The following is a 14,304-nucleotide window of genomic DNA, read 5'->3' on the forward strand; positions in this document are numbered from 1 at the left end:
GTCACCGTCGGGGCATGACACAGCACAGTGAATCGGCACGGCAGCCGTCCGCCACCACTCGGGTCACCCTGCGAGGTCCGGCCGAGCTGATCGACTCCCTTCCGTACCTGCTCGGCTACCACCCCGACGACTCCATCGTCCTGGTCGGCCTCCACGGTCCCAACGGGCGCTTCGGCGGCCGGCTCCGGGTGGGCATCCCCTCCGGTGAGGAGGGATGGGCCGACCTCGCCGAGCAACTCGCCGACTGCCTGCGCGACAACAGCGCCGCGCGGGGCGAGCGACCCGACGGGGCGCTCGTCTTCCTCTACCGGGATCCGGCCGAGGGCGAGAGCGGCCGAGCCGTCATGGAGCGGCTCAGGCCGCTCGCCCAGCGGCTGCGGACCGCCTGCGGGGCACTGGACATGCCCGTGTACGAGGCGCTGTGCGTCTCCGACGGGCGGTACTGGTCCGGTTGCTGCTTCATCGCTCCTGACCAGCGCTTTCGTCCTGTGGTGGATCTTGTGGGCGCACCATGGGCGCACCGGCAGCGCCCAAGGCGTTCTCGATGACGGTCCGCGCGGTGTCGTCCGCACCGGGCAGGACATGGGCATAGACCTTCATCGTCACGCCCGGGTTGGAGTGCCCGGCGTACGTCTGCACGGCCTTGATCGACACTCCTGCCTGCACCAGCGTGGACACGTACCCGTGTCGCAGGGTGTGCAGCGTGGTCCGCTCGGCGATCGGCTCCTGCCCGGCCGCGACCAGCGCCTCGTCCGCCCGCCGGACGAGCTTCTCCCACCGCCGCGCCCAGTTCGAGCGCCGCACCGGCTCCCCCTCGGAGGAGGGGAAGACCAGCATCGCCGTACGCCGCTCCGGTCGCCTGGGGTCGCTCCGGTCGTCCAGCTCCACGCCACGGGGAGGAAAGGCCGCCAGATGGGCGCGTAGGGCCTTCACGGCCACCGGGGGGAGCGGGACGGTGCGCAGGCTCTTGGCCGTCTTCGGCCGGTCCAGATAGGGGGCACCGGCGGTCGGGCCGACGAGCTGCCGCCGGACCGTGACCGTCCCCGCCTCCAGGTCGAGGCAGTCCAACTCCAGCCCGAAGAGTTCTCCGGCCCTGAGCCCGGCGGAGGCCGCCAGTACCAGCGCGGCCCGGTAGTGCGCCGGGGCGGCGTCCACCAGCGCGGCGATCTGGACCGCCGACGGCGGCGGGACCTCGCGGTGGGCGTCGGCGGGCAACCGGATACGCGAGCACGGCGACCGGGTGATCAGCCCGTCGCGCACCGCCTCGTTGAAGATCGCGGCCAGGATGGCGTAGGTGCTGCTCAGCGTGCTGGGCGCGAGCACGTCCGCCCGGTCGGCCACCCAGGCCTGGACGTCCCGGCGGGAGACGGCCCGGATCGGCACGTCGGCGAAAGTCGGCAGGATGTGCCGACGGAGCACGCGCTCCGTGCGCTCCATGGTGCCCGGCCGGTGGTGGGCGGTGGCCGCCCAGCGCTCGGCGACCTCGCGGAACGTCTCCCGGCCGGTGGCGGTGTCGCCCAGCAGGCCACGCGCCAGATCGGCGGACACCTGGGCGGCCCGGCGGTCGGCGTCCGCCCGCTTCGCCCAGGTCTCCTTGCACTGCCTGCCGTTGGCCGCACGCCAGCGGACCTGCCACCGACGGCCCCTGCCATGCAAGGCAGTCGGGACCTTGCCGTGCTCGGCGCAGGTGCCGCGCGAGGTCTTCGGCTTCGAGGTATGCCAGAGGTCGGTGACGGCGGCCATGGTGCCCGCCTCCCTGGGCGCATTGCTATCGCTGCCCTTGCGTCCCAGCGTACTGCGCCCCGCCCCGCGTGACGGGCACGGTTCTGACCAACGTCCGCGACGAGCCCATCGGCGCAGGTCAAAAGGGCTGGACGCCCCCTCTGTAGAGGCGTTCGGAGGGGGTTCCGGGGCCGGATTCTCGGGGTTCTGTCCAGTGGCCTTGGTGCGCTGGAGGCCACAGGCATTCCAACCAGGGAGGTCCCCATGGCCACCAAGAGCGTCGAGCGGCTCCTCACCTCCGACGAGGTCGCCGAGATCCTGGGCGTCGATCGGCGAACCGTTCCTCAATGGCGATACAGGGGGTACGGCCCCGACTGGGTGAAGATCGGCACCCACGTCCGCTACCGGCCGCAGGATGTGGAGGCGTACATCGCCGCCCACGTACGGAAGCCGAGCAGGCCGTGAGCGCCGCGCAGCTCCCGGCCATGCTCAAGGCCCTGCGCGAACAGCGGCGGATGACCCGGCTGACCTTGTCCATTCGGGCCGGGGTCTCCGAAGACGCGATCCGCTCCTTCGAGAAAGGCAAGGGCCTCCCCTCCGCCGAAGTGCTGGCGCGATTGGCGGCGGCCCTGGGCGCGGACGTGGGCGCTCTGGCCGCACCGCCCAAGGAGGCGGCATGAGCGACCGTCCCTGCGCCGTCTGCGGCTCCTGGCAGCGCGTCTCGAACGGAAAGGGCCGGGGGACCAGGTGCGGACTCTGCAAGAGGGTCTACCAGCGTTCTCGCTACTGGCTGAACCCGGAGCAGGAACGCGAACGGGCCCGGGCTTGGCGTGCAGCCAACCGCGAACGTGCCCGGCGGGCCAAGCGGGCCCGCAAGAAGGGAAATCCGTGAGCCGGATATGGCGACGGCCGCCGGGAAGTCCGACGGCCGTCTGAACACTCACCCACTGACCCGCAGGAAAGTGAATATGATCACCGATGTCAACTATACCGCCGTCCGGACAGCCGAGCGACAGTGATCTCGCCGCCCTCGCCGAGGCCGGGAGGGAGGAGGACAACGACCAGGCGGCCGACCTCTGCCCCGACCACCACCAGCGCCATCCGTGCCTGCACCGGGCGCACGCCGTGAACGGAGCCGCCGCCCCGATCCCGCAGGTGTCCGGCAGCGCCGACCTCGTGTTCCGGCCGTTGAGCGAGTACGCGGCCGAGGTGGACGCCTCCGGCCCGCCCCGGTGGCTGTTCCGGGACGCTCTGGTCGACGGCGACTACGGGATGCTCAGCGCCGAGGACAAGGCCGGAAAGACCTGGGCCCTCCTGGACGCGGCGGTGTCGTGCGCGGCCGGGCTGCCGTGGCTCGGCCGGTTCGGGTGCGAGAAGCCGGGGCCGGTGATCGTCTTCTTCGGCGAGGGATCGAAACGGAAGGCCGTCCGGCGCATCCGGGCGATCGCCGTCTCCAAGGGGCTGACGCGGGAGCAGGCCGATGCCCTGGAGATCATCCCGGTGTTCCGGTCGCCGCAGCTCAAGAGTGCCCAGCACCAGGAGCTGATCCGGCAGGCCATCGCGCAGTACCGGCCGAGCCTGGTGATCGTCGATCCGCTCTACCTCGCGGCCAGCGGTGCCAAGAGTTCGGACCTGATCTCCATGGGCGAGCTGCTCGGCAGCATCCAGCACATCGTCCAGGACGGCGGTGCCTCGCTGATCATCTCCCATCACTGGAACAAGACCGGCAGCGGCAGCGGCCACGACCGGTCCTCCGGGGTGGGGCCGGGGGCCTGGGGCCGCTTCCTGATCTCCATGGGCGTCAAGAACCGATCGACCGACCCGGTGACCGGCGAGAGTACCGTCACGCTGAGCTGGGCGCTGCGTGGCGACGAGATCCCCGACCGGAAGCTGGTGTTCATCCGCAAGGTCGGCGAGGAGGTCCCCGGCGACCTGACCAGTGCCATGCGGTACGCGGTCCTCTGCTCCGAGGTCCCGGAGGACGACGAGGAGGACGGCGTCCGGCTGACACCGGCGGAGCGGAAGGTCCTGGAGGCCCTGGGCGACCGGCCGTCCACGATTCCGGCGATCACGGACCGGATTGCCTCCCGGTACGGCCACGGACTCAAGCGCAACACCGTCTCGGCCGCCCTGAACAAACTCAAGGACCTCGGTCTGACGACGAACGACAACCCTCTGCCCGGCCACGAGAAGACCTGGGAGCGCGTCGCGTGATCTTGAAAAACACCCCCGTCGCAAACCATGATCACGCGACACCCCCCTCGGACAGGAAAACCGCAGGTCAGAGAGTGCGTCGCAGCGTCGCGACACCCCCCGCGACGAGGGGTGTCGCAAGGTGTCGCGCCCCTATAAGGGCGCGACGCCACGACACCCCCTGTCCAGACGGCCTGGAAGCCCTGCGGCTCACAGCCTCCTAACACCTGAATCACCCCGTGATGGGCGTGTCCGGTACCGCCCCGCCACCGAGGAGAACCTCATGGGAAGCCAAGATCAGCACCGCCCCCCGCACGACCCCGACGACGAGGACGCCCATCCGTTCCCCATCCGGCCGCCCAGGACGCCGCTGACGCCCCCGGAGAGCACTTGCGCCTTCTGCTCCACGGCCATCGACGGCGGCCACACGCCCGGCTGTCCCTTCCGCCCGAGGCCGACGTGAGCGCCCACCGCATCACCGAGGAGTCGGTCGTCATCGGCGGCCACACGGCCCTGCTCATGGCGGTCGCGCTCCGCTCGTACATGCGCAACGGAGGCTTCGACCGGGTGCACCCGGTCGAACGCGCCGAGCTGGACGCCGGGATTTCCGCGCTGGAAGCGGCCGGAAATGCATCGCGGCAGCTCAGGGCAGTGCGCGGCAATACGGAAGCGCCGACCGAAGAATCCATGCCAGAGTCGTCCATGTCAGCGCGGGAAGCTGCCGCACGGCTCGGGGTGACTCCGAGGCACGTCCGGGGAATCGCCCCGAGTCTTGCGGGTCGGAAAATCCGGGGGGTCTGGCGATTCGACCCGATGGTCGTGGAAAACGAACTGGCCCGCAGGAACAGGAAAACGTGATGGAACGGAAAGAGTTCACGCCCGTCATCCGAGGCGTGAACGGCGACGGTCGGGTCACCATCGTTATCGCGACCCTGAATCAGGTCGACAAGGACAACGATGTCACGCTGCCCGGGTTCTTCGGCCGCCAGACCGCCCAGGTCGTGCCGTCCCACGACTGGACGCACGTGCCGCTGGGCAAGGCCGTCATCCGCGAGGAGGCCGGTCGGGCCATCGCGGACATCCACTTCAACCTCAAGATCCCGGCCGCCGTGGACTGGTTCGAGGCCATCAAGTACGACTTCGAGCATCCGCCCGCCCTTCAGGAGTACTCCTACGGCTTCACCGTGCTCGATGGCGGGTCGCGCACCGGCACCTTCCAGGGACGCAGTGTCCGCTTCCTGACGCCCGCCAAGGACGGCAGGCCCGGCGTCGCCGTCCACGAGGTCTCCCCGGTCCTGGTCGGCGCAGGGGTCGGCACCCGGACTTTGGCCGTCAAGAACGACCGGCGGCAGCGACCGAACCGCAGGCCTGCCCCGGCCGCCGTCCGCGACGAGCTGCGCCGCATCAAGCAGCGCCTGGAGCGCGACGAGCTGGCCGAGCTGAAGGCGGTCTCGGACCGCATGGAGATGGCCGTCGAGGCGCTGAAGGTGCGCAACGAGGCCGAGCGGCTCGTCGGCATTGGGTACGCCCGGGTGCCCGACGTCCTCGTGCCCGAGACCGTGAAGGCCGCCGCACGGGCTTCCCTGGCCCGCTACGCCCCCGAACTCGGTATCTCCGAAGACATCACCATCAAGTACTTCGCGGAGGAGACCGACGAGAAGCGGGCGGGCTTCTGGTCGGTCTGGCCGCTCAACGGGCTGTGTCACCCGAAGAGCTATCCGAACGAGATCTGGGTGCGGAGCGAACTGTCGCCCGACGAGGCGTGGCGGGTGGCCGCCCACGAGATCCGCCACATGGCGGGTGGCGACGAGACCGAGGCGCAGATCTACGACCAGTTCGCCCGCATGGAGTGGCTGGAGGGCATCCGGGATGCCCGATAAGACCTCTCGTCGCTGGCACGGCTGGCTCGACGGCCTGCACCTCGCCGCCCAGATCGCGGATGTTTACGACGAGATCCTCCGCCGCGACGGCGTCGCGTACGCCCGGGTCCCCGACTCCGCCGTCCCGGCCGAGGTCCGCGCCGCCGCCCAGGCCGCCACGGCGGCGTACGCCCCGGAGCTCGGAGACGTCGCCGTGCGGTTCTTCGGCACCGGGAAGGACGCGAACTTCATCGCCTTCCGCGACCTTCTGCCCCCGTTGGGGCGGTGCCGTCCGAGGACCGGACCGAACGAGATCTGGCTCGACGCCTCACTGACGCCGGAGGCGGGCTATCTCGTGGCCGTCCAGTGCCTGGAACGGCTCGCGGACGGCGACGAGAGCGAGTTCCGCACGTACGAGGAAGGACATTGGTCATGACCGAGAAGACCTACCGCAGCCCCACCGAGGAAGCACAAGGAAGGCTCCAGGACGCCCTGGAAATCGCCGACCTGTCGGCAGTCCACTCCAATGCTCGGTATCTGCTCCAGACGCGGATCCTGAATCTCGATATCGAGAACAGCGACTACCTGACCGCGATCGTCGAGCGGGCCAAGGACATCGCCGTGGCCCGCGCCCTGGCAGGGGAGGGTGAGCGATGAGGAAGGCAGCCGAGAACAAAGCGTTCGGCCGGGCCGCCAAGTGCCCCCGGTGCGGCCGGGCGCGAACCGACTTCGGATGTCGCACCGTGCGGATCGGCGAGTACTGCATGACCGACGGGCTGTACGAGTACGCCGACGGCTATCTCGTGTATCCGACCTACGACCCCCCGGGTCCGTCGGAAGGCGCTGCGATGGTCGAGTGGGCCGGACCCGTCGCCGACGCGGAGAAGGCCGTCGACGAGGCCCTGAACGAGTTCACCGCCGCGCAGGCGGCGTGGCTCGCCGCGCTCCAGGACGCCCAGGCCGCCGGGGTCGACACCGCCTCGTTCGTGATGCGCACCGACGGTGCGGTCCCCGTGCGCCGCGTCTCGGCCCGGGAGCGGGCCAAGCTCGCCGCCGCCGAGGAGCAGGCCAAGGAGCGTCTGGACGGGGCCGAGGCCGTGCTCGCGCGGGTGCGCGACAAGCTCAGTCGCCTGGAGCGGAAGCGGGAGATCGCTGTCCGCGTCGGTCGGGAAGAGGATCGGCAGGCGGGCTGAATGGCCGTCGCAGCACGGCCACCTCGGTCGTGGTCCACGTTCTCCGCTCAGGTGCGTGACGCTGTGCTGATATCTGCCAAGCGTATCCACCAAGCACAGAACGAGAACGCTGTATCCATCCTTGCTGCTGATCCATTACTGCATCATCCATGCAGTAGTTGTATCGATGATGTAGTCACTGAAGATAAACAACAAGGCAAAGAGCAACAAGACAAAGAACAGCAAGATGAAGAACGTTCGTGATGGCACAACAGACAGACCAATGTGCCTGCCTATGCCTGTGTGCGTACATGGACGCATGGACTGTGGACCGCAGTGAGGAACGATCGCCTCGCCGCTCGAATCCGCACCGCACTCGATGCAGTGCTGGTTCTGCGGCACCGCAGCACGAAGGAATCCGTGCGCCGGTGGCGCAATCGACGGCACTGGAGCAGTAACGGCGCGAGGAGTACGACTTCCTCGCCGGTGTGCTGCCTTTCGACCGCGCGGCTCGTATTCTTCGCACCCACCCGGACTCCCGGCCGCTGCTGGAAAGGAGGGGGGCGGGGGTGCACGGAATGGCACGCCTTCTCACCCCGCCCGCCCCGCCAACGTTTCTCTCCCTATTCCGGCTCTATGGGAGGCCCGGAATCGCTCCCCGATGGGCGTATACGAAAGGACGAAGGACCATGTGCCTGACCTGTGAGGACTGTGACCGGAGCTTTCACCAGCGCACGGGACGTCCGGCCAGGCGCTGTCCGGCGTGCCGGGGCATGTACGACGCCGAATTCCGGAAACTCCGCGACACCACGAAGGCCGCTGCGGTCGGAACGCCGTGTAGGCGCTGTGCCCGTCCCATGGACGACCCGGACGCCATGGATCTGGGTCATGACGACCTCACCGGCGAGATCGCCGGGTGGGAACATGCTCGCTGCAACCGCTCGGCCGGGGCGCGGAAGGGCAACGCGCTGCGGGCCGCGAAGGGCCATCCCGTCCAGGCCGCCGCGCGACCACCGAAGCCCGACGACGGGCGGCACTGGGTCTGGTGCGACGTGACGGGGGAGTGGGGCCCGTCGTCCGGGGTGTGGTGAGGACGCGCAGGACCGCCAGCTCGGCATTCGGGGAGATCGGACGTGCCGATGACGTGATGAAGGCGTCCGACTACAAGATCTAGGCGAATGGCTGCCGAGTTGGTCCCGGCCTCACGCGGCAGGCGGCCAGGGCTGCTGGGCGAGGTGGCGTTGTAGGTCGATGTGCCGGAACTGGTACACCGGCCCGACCTGTCGCAGCACGCCGCGCTGATGTGCGTCCTGGAGGAACGCCATCAGGTTTCTCGGGACTTTGCGGTATGCCACTAGGTGCACGCGAGTCAGCGTGAAGTCTAGCCATTTTGTGCCAGCGCGGATGACTCCGAATATAAGTGCAAGACTTATGAGGGTTCCTTCTGCGGCTGCGGTCATGAAGTCGCCCGGTATTCCCTTTTCGATTCCCTTGAGGGGAGCCCCTTCGGGGCTTTTGAGGAATTCGCTGATGAGTTCGCCTAGCGTTCCTATCGAAATTCCAATTGCGAGCGAACAGGTTATCCCTGTGGTCAGGGAAGATCGGCGATCTCGGGCTAGAAGTGAGAGCGGGTCAGTGGCTGTAGCGGAATCTGACTCTTCCACCTCCAATCCGGCTATGGCTGCTTGCATGAGGCCAAGGGCGAGACCGAATGCAAGCCCAATCTTTAGTCCGGTTGAAGGATTGTAGATGAAGCTAAAATATATTCCTATCGCGAGGAATACGGTGACTCCGAGCCTGGCTCCTCGGATGGATTTTCGAGGCGACCAGGTTACTCGCACTGCTGGCGCAAGTGGAAAATTCCAAGAGTTGCTTCCCAGTATGCCAATGGCGCTGCCGAAAATGAAGCCACGGATAGCCCCGCTGGGTCCATCTAGAAATCCTATGGGGGTCCCGAATATGAGTCCGAAGAGGGTTACGTTCAAAAGGTAGCGAGCGTGTCGCGGGACAGCGTGAGCGAGTTCCCACCAAGCCAGGTCAGGACTCCTGCCACGATTGATTTCCAGGTGTCGGGCAAGGAAAACCAGGGTGCGGAGCGCTTGGTCGACTGGCCAACGAGGTGGGTTGGGCTGATGGGGAGCGTAGGTAACGGGGATGAAGGTGTTGAACAGGTGCCGGTCCACAGCGGAGCGGTCGGGGAAGGCAGCCGTGTCGCACAGTTCGTCCGGGTGTGGGGCGGGATCCGGGCCGGGAGCGGCTTGGGGGCGCGGGTTGTAGATGGTGCGGGCCAGGAACAGCCCGAGCGGGGTGCCAAGGGCCTGTCCGACCGGGGTGTCGGTGCCCAGTTGGGCGATGACGGTATCCCATCGCCGGGCGGCAGGCGTGTGCGGTCCGCCCGCGTCCCGGCGCAGGTAGTCGGCGGCCTGCTCCCGGGTGACGGGGAGCAGGCGGATGCCCGCCGCGCCGTTGAGCCGCACCACGGCATCCGGGCGAGCCACCGCCGCGCGGTACTCGGCGGCTCGGGCCGCGAGGACCAGGGGGAGCTTCGCGGGCAGAGTCCGGTTGATCGCATCGAGCGCGACGGCGTGCAGGGCCGGGGGCAGCTCGTCGAATCCGTCCAACAGCGGCAGGATCAGCCGGGCGTCCAGCAGTTCCTGGGCCAGGTCGTGGGCTTCGGGCCGGGAAGTGACGGCCGTGGCCGGGGCAGAGGCCGGGGCGCGGAGGCCGGGGTGGGCACGCCGCAGTTGCTCGGCCATCCACGCGTCCAGCCGCTGCCGGTTGGGGTCCCAAGCCGCCAGGGAGAACAGCACCGGCACCGGTCCGCCCGCAGGGCGTCGCGCGATGAGGTCCTGCAAGAGGTGGATGAGCAGCACGCTCTTGCCCGCGCCGGGTTCGCCCAGCACGACCAGGCGGCGCGTGGGCACCCGCTCGCTGAACACCTGGCCGATCTGGGCGTCACCGCCCGCCAGTCCGTCGGCGTCCGTCGGCCAGCGGGCCGGATCGCTTGGGGGTCCGCCGGGCCAGGCGCGGGCCAGGTCGGTCAGCAGCTCCCAGGGCTCCACCAGGTCCGGGTCTGCGGCCCGCCAGGAGACCGGCAGCGGGTAGGGGTCGTTGATCCGGCGGACCTCGGCCTCGGCCTCCCACTGCTTGCGCACCGCGTCCGCCAACCGATCGGTCACTGCTGCCAGGTCCACGGCAGCGGCCTCGACGCGATCGTGCTTGAACGACTTCCAGCCCAGGTAGAGCGATGGTGCCACGGAAGAGAGGACCGCAGCTGCGGTCTGGGCTACGCCGAACTCAAAGTGCCACGCCAGCAGCAAGGCACCGGCCGTTGCCATGCCGGTAAGCAGCAGCAGCCTTACGCCCACGCGCTTCAGTACTTGACTCTGTCCCCCACGTCTCACAGCAGACCATCGTGCCTTGCTCTACCTCGGCCGGGGAGCCGTTCACATCAAGCCAGGGACGTTTCTGCTGGCCGTACCCAACTCCCGTTGTCGGGCAGGGCTTTGTCGTACGGCTGCCCTACGCTGCCCCATGTGGGAGGAATCGACTGGGGGGACGCCCCGACGTGGTTGGGGGCCGTCTTCGCCGCCCTGGCCGCAGCGGCGGCGGTGTGGACGCTGAAGTCCCAACGGGACCAGATCGACGAGCAGCGGGAGTTCATCCGCCAGCAGTCCGAGAACCTGGCTCTGGAGCGTGTCGAGCTGCGGGCTGCGGCGCAGGACCGGAAGGTGGCTCAGGCTCGGCGGGTCAAGATGAGTGTGGCTGAATTCTGTGGCCATGTGTTCGTTCCTGAGTTAGGGAAGCTAAGGGGGGCAGGGCGTTTGGGCGTAGAAGTTCTCAATGGGAGTGATGCGCCGATCCGTTCCGTTCAGGTTTATTTCGGGGATTTGCCAGCCGGTCCTAGAGCGCTTCGAGTCAGGAAGGAGGGTGGTTTTCCCGAATGGAGCGAAGTCACACCTGTTCCGCTGATCGGAGCAGGGAAGGCGTATGCCTATGTCTCCATCACGATGACCCCGCAGGAGTCTCGTGAGAATCCACCTGTCGTGCACTTCACTGATGATGACGGCGTTCGGTGGTCTTTGGACTACCACGGCAGCCTCGAAGAGGTCACGGATACGCAGGCCGAGTAGCCCCTACCGGCTGGGCGTACCGAAGACAGCCCGCCCGGAAGCGATTAAAGAGCGCGAGCCAGGCCGCACTCAGGCCGCTCCGGCTTGAACATCGAAGCAAACGGCGATCAGGTCGGCCAGCAGGTCCAGGCCGGGGTTGGGGTCGTCTACGCGCAGGGTGTCCAGTGCGTCGGCGAGCCGGGTCAGATCGCCCGGGTCGAGATGCTCGATCTCGTCGGCGACGGTGATCAGTTCTTCGGGGGTCATTGGTGATCGCTTCTTCGGGTGCGGGGGTCGATCTTGTGGGCGCGAGGTGGGCGCGAGACCCGTCGATCGGCAGTGATGCCGGTTGATGCCCATAGATCTGAGTCGCAGGTCAGGGCCGGTGCGCCGGGTGTTGCCGCTGGTCACAACGCCCCCCGAACAGAGCTGGTCCTACTGTTGCCCGGGCGACCGCTGCTGCCCCGCCGACGGCACCCCGCTGGGCGTTCCGGGCACTTCGGTCATGGCGGCGGCCGCCACGTACGCGGGGATGCGGGTGGAGGGCTCCCTCAAGGAACTGACCGCCAGGCTGACACCGCTCGGGCCGCCGGTCGCGGAACCGCAGGAGCTGGCGCTCGACCTCGCGGGCACGGCCCTCGTGCCCCGGATGCTCGGCGGTGCCGACCGGCGGAGCGTGCGCGCCGAGACCCTCGCTCTCGCCCGGCGGTTGCTCGATCGCTACCGGAGCACGCCCACCACGGACCGGCGGGAGGGACGGGCGCGGGCCGATGCCCGGGACGACGGGCTCCTCTCCCACGAGGAGGCCGCCGCCTTGATCCTCGGCCTCCAGGACCGGGTCGCCCGGGACTGGGCCGCGGAGTGGATGGAGGGCGAGGACGCGGCACCCGCGCTCCGGCTGTGGCGTGCCCTGGCACGGCGGTGCGTCGGCGCCTACGCCGAACACGCCGCGGCGCCGCTCACCCTGGCGGGATGGGTCGCCTGGTCCAGCGGCGACGAACCCGGCGCGCGCGTGGCGCTGGGCCGGGCCCTGGAGCTGGATCCGGAGTACGTCTTCGCACGGTTGCTGCACAGCGCCTGCAACAGCGGACTCGACCCCGAGCCGCTGAGGCGGTGCCTGCGGCGGCAGCGGGCCGAGCGCACCTCCGAGGACGCGGTGACCCGCAACTGACCACGGGGAGACGGAAGCCCCTGTTTATCGTCAGGCAGACGACTATGATCACGCCATGCCCTACGACCCGTCGGCCTTCCCTCCCTTCGCCGTCACCGTCGACCTGGTCGTGCTCACCGTGCGCCGGCACGCGCTGTGCGCACTGCTCGTACGCCGGGGCGAGCCGCCGTACCAGGGGAGGTGGGCGCTGCCCGGTGGCTTCGTGCGGATCGACGAGGACCTCGAGGCCGCGGCGGCCCGGGAACTCGCCGAGGAGACCGGGCTGCAGGTGCAGGATCCGGGCAGCGGGCACGTGGGTGCGCACCTCGAACAGCTCGCGACCTACGGAGACCCGCGGCGGGATCCGCGGATGCGGGTGGTCAGCGTCGCCTACCTGGTGCTCGCCCCGGATCTTCCCTCCCCCACGGCCGGGGGAGACGCGCACAGCGTCCGCTGGGCACAGGTGGACACCCTGTCGACTCCCGGTGGCGGCCCGGTGCGGGACGGTGACCGACCCGCACCGCTCGCCTTCGACCACGACCGGATCCTCGCGGACGGGGTGGAGCGCGCCCGTTCGAAGATCGAGTACTCCTCGCTCGCCACCGCCTTCTGCCCGCCGGAGTTCACGGTGGGGGAACTGCGGCGGGTCTACGAGGCGGTGTGGGGCGTCGCGCTCGATCCGCGGAACTTCCACCGCAAGGTCACCGGCACCCCCGGCTTCCTGGTGCCGACCGGTGGGACGACGACCCGCCAGGGCGGCAGGCCCGCACAGCTCTTCCGGGCCGGAGGGGCCACGCTGTTGAACCCGCCCATGCTGCGTCCGGAGATCTGAGGGGGCGCGGGAACGGGGCCGGATGCCGGACCGGAGAGGGCTCCGCGCTCTCGTTCCCTCCCACCGCGGAGTCCCGCCGGTCGGGCGGGTCTTCCCGTCGCGGTCGCCTGCGCCGGCACGCGCCGACTTCGCCAACTTCCGCGCGCGCCCGATCGAAAGAGCGTTTCCTTCCGATAAGGCGTCAATTATGCAGGGGCCGCCGATCACCCTTTCGTGTGCTTTTCACCAAAGCCCTCAAGGCCGTCCGGAGCACCGCCGACAAAGGATGCGTGACTACCCTTGCGCACACCATGATGACCTCGGCCCGTTCCGCCGACTCCGGCCTCGCCGGTCCGGGCGAGCCGGACCGTTACGCCTACGCCGAGTCGACCGGCGCGGTCCGTGCCACCAGCGTCTCCGCCTGGGACGGCGGCGAGGCGGACATGGCCCGGGCCGGACGCCGTGCCGCCGGAAACCGAGGACGTGGGCTGCACGGACAACTCGTACAGCAACTGGGCCAGATGATCGTTTCCGGTGACCTCGGTGCCGACCGACCCCTCGTTCCCGAGGAGATCGGTCAGCGTTTCGAGGTCTCCCGCACCGTCGTCCGCGAGTCGCTCCGGGTCCTGGAGGCCAAGGGCCTGGTCAGCGCCCGCCCCAACGTCGGCACGCGGGTCCGCCCGGTCAGCGACTGGAACCTCCTCGACCCCGACATCATCGAGTGGCGTGCCTTCGGCCCGCAGCGCGAGGACCAGCGCCGCGAGCTGTGCGAACTGCGCTGGGCCATCGAGCCGCTCGCCGCCCGCCTCGCCGCCGACCACGGCCGCGACGAGATCCAGCAGCGCCTCGCCGACATGGTCGAGATCATGGGCCACACGCTCGCCCAGGGGGACGCCCTGACCTTCTCCCGAGCCGACGCCGAGTTCCACGCCCTCCTGCTCCAGGCCGCCGGCAACCGGATGCTGGAGCACCTCTCCGGCATCGTCGCCGCGGCCCTCCAGGTCTCCGGTGCCCCCGCCGTCGGATGCGAGCGCCCCACCGAGGCGTCGGTGACCCACCACCGCAGGATCGCCGACGCCATCGCCTCCGGTGAGGCCGCCACCGCCGAGAGCACGATGCGCCGACTGCTCGCGGTCTCCTCCGAGGCGGCCGTGCCGGCGACCTCCGGTGCCCCGGCCCCGACGGCGTCCGTCCCCGCGACGGCGGGAACGGCGTCGGAGGCTCCGGCGACGGGCGGCTCCTCCGACCACGTGGTGCCCGCGCCGCGCGAGCACTGACAGTCGGT

20 protein-coding genes are annotated in these 14,304 nt (G+C 69.3%); 17 read left to right on the forward strand and 3 right to left on the reverse strand.

What is annotated here, in order from left to right:
- Window positions 1-14 precede the first annotated feature (14 nt).
- The gene (locus tag ABD335_RS17350) at window positions 15-548 is read left to right on the forward strand and encodes a DUF4192 domain-containing protein (RefSeq protein ID WP_425583663.1); all 534 of its coding nucleotides are present in this window, start codon (window positions 15-17) and stop codon (window positions 546-548) included.
- Here ABD335_RS17350 and ABD335_RS17355 read toward each other — a convergent pair.
- Window positions 460-1,743 (reverse strand): tyrosine-type recombinase/integrase, encoded by a 1,284-nt coding sequence (locus ABD335_RS17355; protein WP_344323876.1) that lies wholly within the window; start codon window positions 1,741-1,743, stop codon window positions 460-462. The genes ABD335_RS17350 and ABD335_RS17355 overlap by 89 nt on opposite strands.
- A 243-nt stretch (window positions 1,744-1,986) precedes the next feature.
- Between ABD335_RS17355 and ABD335_RS17360 the strand changes: the two genes are divergently transcribed.
- The 12 genes from ABD335_RS17360 (at window position 1,987) to ABD335_RS17415 (ending at window position 8,037) form a co-directional block, all read left to right on the forward strand.
- Window positions 1,987-2,187 carry a helix-turn-helix transcriptional regulator gene (locus ABD335_RS17360; protein WP_344323878.1) on the forward strand — a complete coding sequence of 67 codons (201 nt, stop codon included), beginning with the start codon at window positions 1,987-1,989 and terminating at the stop codon, window positions 2,185-2,187.
- Window positions 2,184-2,402 carry a helix-turn-helix domain-containing protein gene (locus tag ABD335_RS17365; RefSeq protein WP_344323880.1) on the forward strand — a complete coding sequence of 73 codons (219 nt, stop codon included), beginning with the start codon at window positions 2,184-2,186 and terminating at the stop codon, window positions 2,400-2,402. Before ABD335_RS17360 ends, ABD335_RS17365 begins: the two co-directional genes overlap by 4 nt.
- On the forward strand, window positions 2,399-2,614 hold the full coding sequence (locus tag ABD335_RS17370) for a hypothetical protein (protein WP_344323882.1): 216 nt from the start codon (window positions 2,399-2,401) through the stop codon (window positions 2,612-2,614). The genes ABD335_RS17365 and ABD335_RS17370 overlap by 4 nt, the downstream gene beginning before the upstream one ends.
- Window positions 2,615-2,700: 86 nt before the next feature.
- The gene (locus ABD335_RS17375; RefSeq protein ID WP_344323884.1) at window positions 2,701-3,936 is read left to right on the forward strand and encodes an AAA family ATPase; all 1,236 of its coding nucleotides are present in this window, start codon (window positions 2,701-2,703) and stop codon (window positions 3,934-3,936) included.
- Between the two features lie 262 nt (window positions 3,937-4,198).
- Entirely contained in the window at window positions 4,199-4,378 is a 180-nt protein-coding gene (locus tag ABD335_RS17380; RefSeq protein WP_344323887.1) for a hypothetical protein, read from the forward strand.
- Window positions 4,375-4,773, forward strand: coding sequence for a hypothetical protein (locus ABD335_RS17385; RefSeq protein WP_344323889.1), 399 nt, complete (start codon window positions 4,375-4,377; stop codon window positions 4,771-4,773). The genes ABD335_RS17380 and ABD335_RS17385 overlap by 4 nt, the downstream gene beginning before the upstream one ends.
- Entirely contained in the window at window positions 4,773-5,795 is a 1,023-nt protein-coding gene (locus ABD335_RS17390; protein WP_344323891.1) for a hypothetical protein, read from the forward strand. The genes ABD335_RS17385 and ABD335_RS17390 overlap by 1 nt, the downstream gene beginning before the upstream one ends.
- Window positions 5,785-6,210, forward strand: a complete 426-nt coding sequence (locus ABD335_RS17395; protein ID WP_344323893.1) for a hypothetical protein — start codon at window positions 5,785-5,787, stop codon at window positions 6,208-6,210. Before ABD335_RS17390 ends, ABD335_RS17395 begins: the two co-directional genes overlap by 11 nt.
- Window positions 6,207-6,431: a hypothetical protein gene (locus ABD335_RS17400; RefSeq protein WP_344323895.1), complete on the forward strand. Its 225-nt coding sequence runs from the start codon at window positions 6,207-6,209 to the stop codon at window positions 6,429-6,431. Before ABD335_RS17395 ends, ABD335_RS17400 begins: the two co-directional genes overlap by 4 nt.
- Complete coding sequence (locus tag ABD335_RS17405; RefSeq protein ID WP_344323898.1) at window positions 6,428-6,967, forward strand: hypothetical protein; 540 nt, start codon at window positions 6,428-6,430, stop codon at window positions 6,965-6,967. Before ABD335_RS17400 ends, ABD335_RS17405 begins: the two co-directional genes overlap by 4 nt.
- A gap of 63 nt (window positions 6,968-7,030) precedes the next feature.
- Window positions 7,031-7,210 (forward strand): hypothetical protein, encoded by a 180-nt coding sequence (locus ABD335_RS17410; protein ID WP_344323900.1) that lies wholly within the window; start codon window positions 7,031-7,033, stop codon window positions 7,208-7,210.
- Window positions 7,211-7,803: 593 nt separating this feature from the next.
- Complete coding sequence (locus ABD335_RS17415) at window positions 7,804-8,037, forward strand: hypothetical protein (RefSeq protein ID WP_344323902.1); 234 nt, start codon at window positions 7,804-7,806, stop codon at window positions 8,035-8,037.
- A 111-nt stretch (window positions 8,038-8,148) separates the two neighbouring features.
- On the opposite strand, the gene ABD335_RS17420 is transcribed toward ABD335_RS17415, so the two are convergent.
- Complete coding sequence (locus ABD335_RS17420; protein WP_344323904.1) at window positions 8,149-10,314, reverse strand: NACHT domain-containing protein; 2,166 nt, start codon at window positions 10,312-10,314, stop codon at window positions 8,149-8,151.
- A gap of 168 nt (window positions 10,315-10,482) precedes the next feature.
- Here ABD335_RS17420 and ABD335_RS17425 point away from each other — a divergent pair, with 168 nt between their 5' ends.
- A complete protein-coding gene (locus tag ABD335_RS17425) occupies window positions 10,483-11,079 on the forward strand; it encodes a hypothetical protein (protein WP_344323906.1) in 597 nt (198 codons plus the stop codon).
- A 69-nt stretch (window positions 11,080-11,148) separates the two neighbouring features.
- Here ABD335_RS17425 and ABD335_RS17430 read toward each other — a convergent pair whose 3' ends face one another.
- On the reverse strand, window positions 11,149-11,325 hold the full coding sequence (locus ABD335_RS17430; protein WP_344323908.1) for a hypothetical protein: 177 nt from the start codon (window positions 11,323-11,325) through the stop codon (window positions 11,149-11,151).
- A 118-nt stretch (window positions 11,326-11,443) separates the two neighbouring features.
- Between ABD335_RS17430 and ABD335_RS17435 the strand changes: the two genes are divergently transcribed.
- From ABD335_RS17435 to ABD335_RS17445, 3 genes are all read left to right on the forward strand, one after another.
- Window positions 11,444-12,229, forward strand: coding sequence for a DUF4192 domain-containing protein (locus ABD335_RS17435; RefSeq protein ID WP_425583664.1), 786 nt, complete (start codon window positions 11,444-11,446; stop codon window positions 12,227-12,229).
- A gap of 55 nt (window positions 12,230-12,284) precedes the next feature.
- Window positions 12,285-13,040 (forward strand): NUDIX hydrolase, encoded by a 756-nt coding sequence (locus ABD335_RS17440; protein ID WP_344323910.1) that lies wholly within the window; start codon window positions 12,285-12,287, stop codon window positions 13,038-13,040.
- Window positions 13,041-13,330: 290 nt separating this feature from the next.
- Window positions 13,331-14,296 carry a FadR/GntR family transcriptional regulator gene (locus ABD335_RS17445; protein WP_425583674.1) on the forward strand — a complete coding sequence of 322 codons (966 nt, stop codon included), beginning with the start codon at window positions 13,331-13,333 and terminating at the stop codon, window positions 14,294-14,296.
- Window positions 14,297-14,304 lie beyond the last annotated feature (8 nt).

This window comes from Streptomyces macrosporus, assembly GCF_039533145.1.
Taxonomy (GTDB): domain Bacteria; phylum Actinomycetota; class Actinomycetes; order Streptomycetales; family Streptomycetaceae; genus Streptomyces; species Streptomyces macrosporus.

Excerpts from the sequence above, each read along its gene's own strand:
- ABD335_RS17400 (WP_344323895.1), top strand. The coding sequence starts at position 6,207 with ATGACCGAGAAGACCTACCGCAGCCCCACCGAGGAAGCACAAGGAAGG.
- ABD335_RS17360 (WP_344323878.1), top strand. The coding sequence starts at position 1,987 with ATGGCCACCAAGAGCGTCGAGCGGCTCCTCACCTCCGACGAGGTCGCC.
- ABD335_RS17430 (WP_344323908.1), bottom strand. The coding sequence starts at position 11,325 with ATGACCCCCGAAGAACTGATCACCGTCGCCGACGAGATCGAGCATCTC.
- ABD335_RS17375 (WP_344323884.1), top strand. The coding sequence starts at position 2,701 with ATGTCAACTATACCGCCGTCCGGACAGCCGAGCGACAGTGATCTCGCC.
- ABD335_RS17350 (WP_425583663.1), top strand. The coding sequence starts at position 15 with ATGACACAGCACAGTGAATCGGCACGGCAGCCGTCCGCCACCACTCGG.
- ABD335_RS17370 (WP_344323882.1), top strand. The coding sequence starts at position 2,399 with ATGAGCGACCGTCCCTGCGCCGTCTGCGGCTCCTGGCAGCGCGTCTCG.
- ABD335_RS17390 (WP_344323891.1), top strand. The coding sequence starts at position 4,773 with ATGGAACGGAAAGAGTTCACGCCCGTCATCCGAGGCGTGAACGGCGAC.
- ABD335_RS17355 (WP_344323876.1), bottom strand. The coding sequence starts at position 1,743 with ATGGCCGCCGTCACCGACCTCTGGCATACCTCGAAGCCGAAGACCTCG.
- ABD335_RS17395 (WP_344323893.1), top strand. The coding sequence starts at position 5,785 with ATGCCCGATAAGACCTCTCGTCGCTGGCACGGCTGGCTCGACGGCCTG.
- ABD335_RS17440 (WP_344323910.1), top strand. The coding sequence starts at position 12,285 with ATGCCCTACGACCCGTCGGCCTTCCCTCCCTTCGCCGTCACCGTCGAC.
- ABD335_RS17445 (WP_425583674.1), top strand. The coding sequence starts at position 13,331 with ATGATGACCTCGGCCCGTTCCGCCGACTCCGGCCTCGCCGGTCCGGGC.
- ABD335_RS17405 (WP_344323898.1), top strand. The coding sequence starts at position 6,428 with ATGAGGAAGGCAGCCGAGAACAAAGCGTTCGGCCGGGCCGCCAAGTGC.
- ABD335_RS17380 (WP_344323887.1), top strand. The coding sequence starts at position 4,199 with ATGGGAAGCCAAGATCAGCACCGCCCCCCGCACGACCCCGACGACGAG.
- ABD335_RS17415 (WP_344323902.1), top strand. The coding sequence starts at position 7,804 with ATGGACGACCCGGACGCCATGGATCTGGGTCATGACGACCTCACCGGC.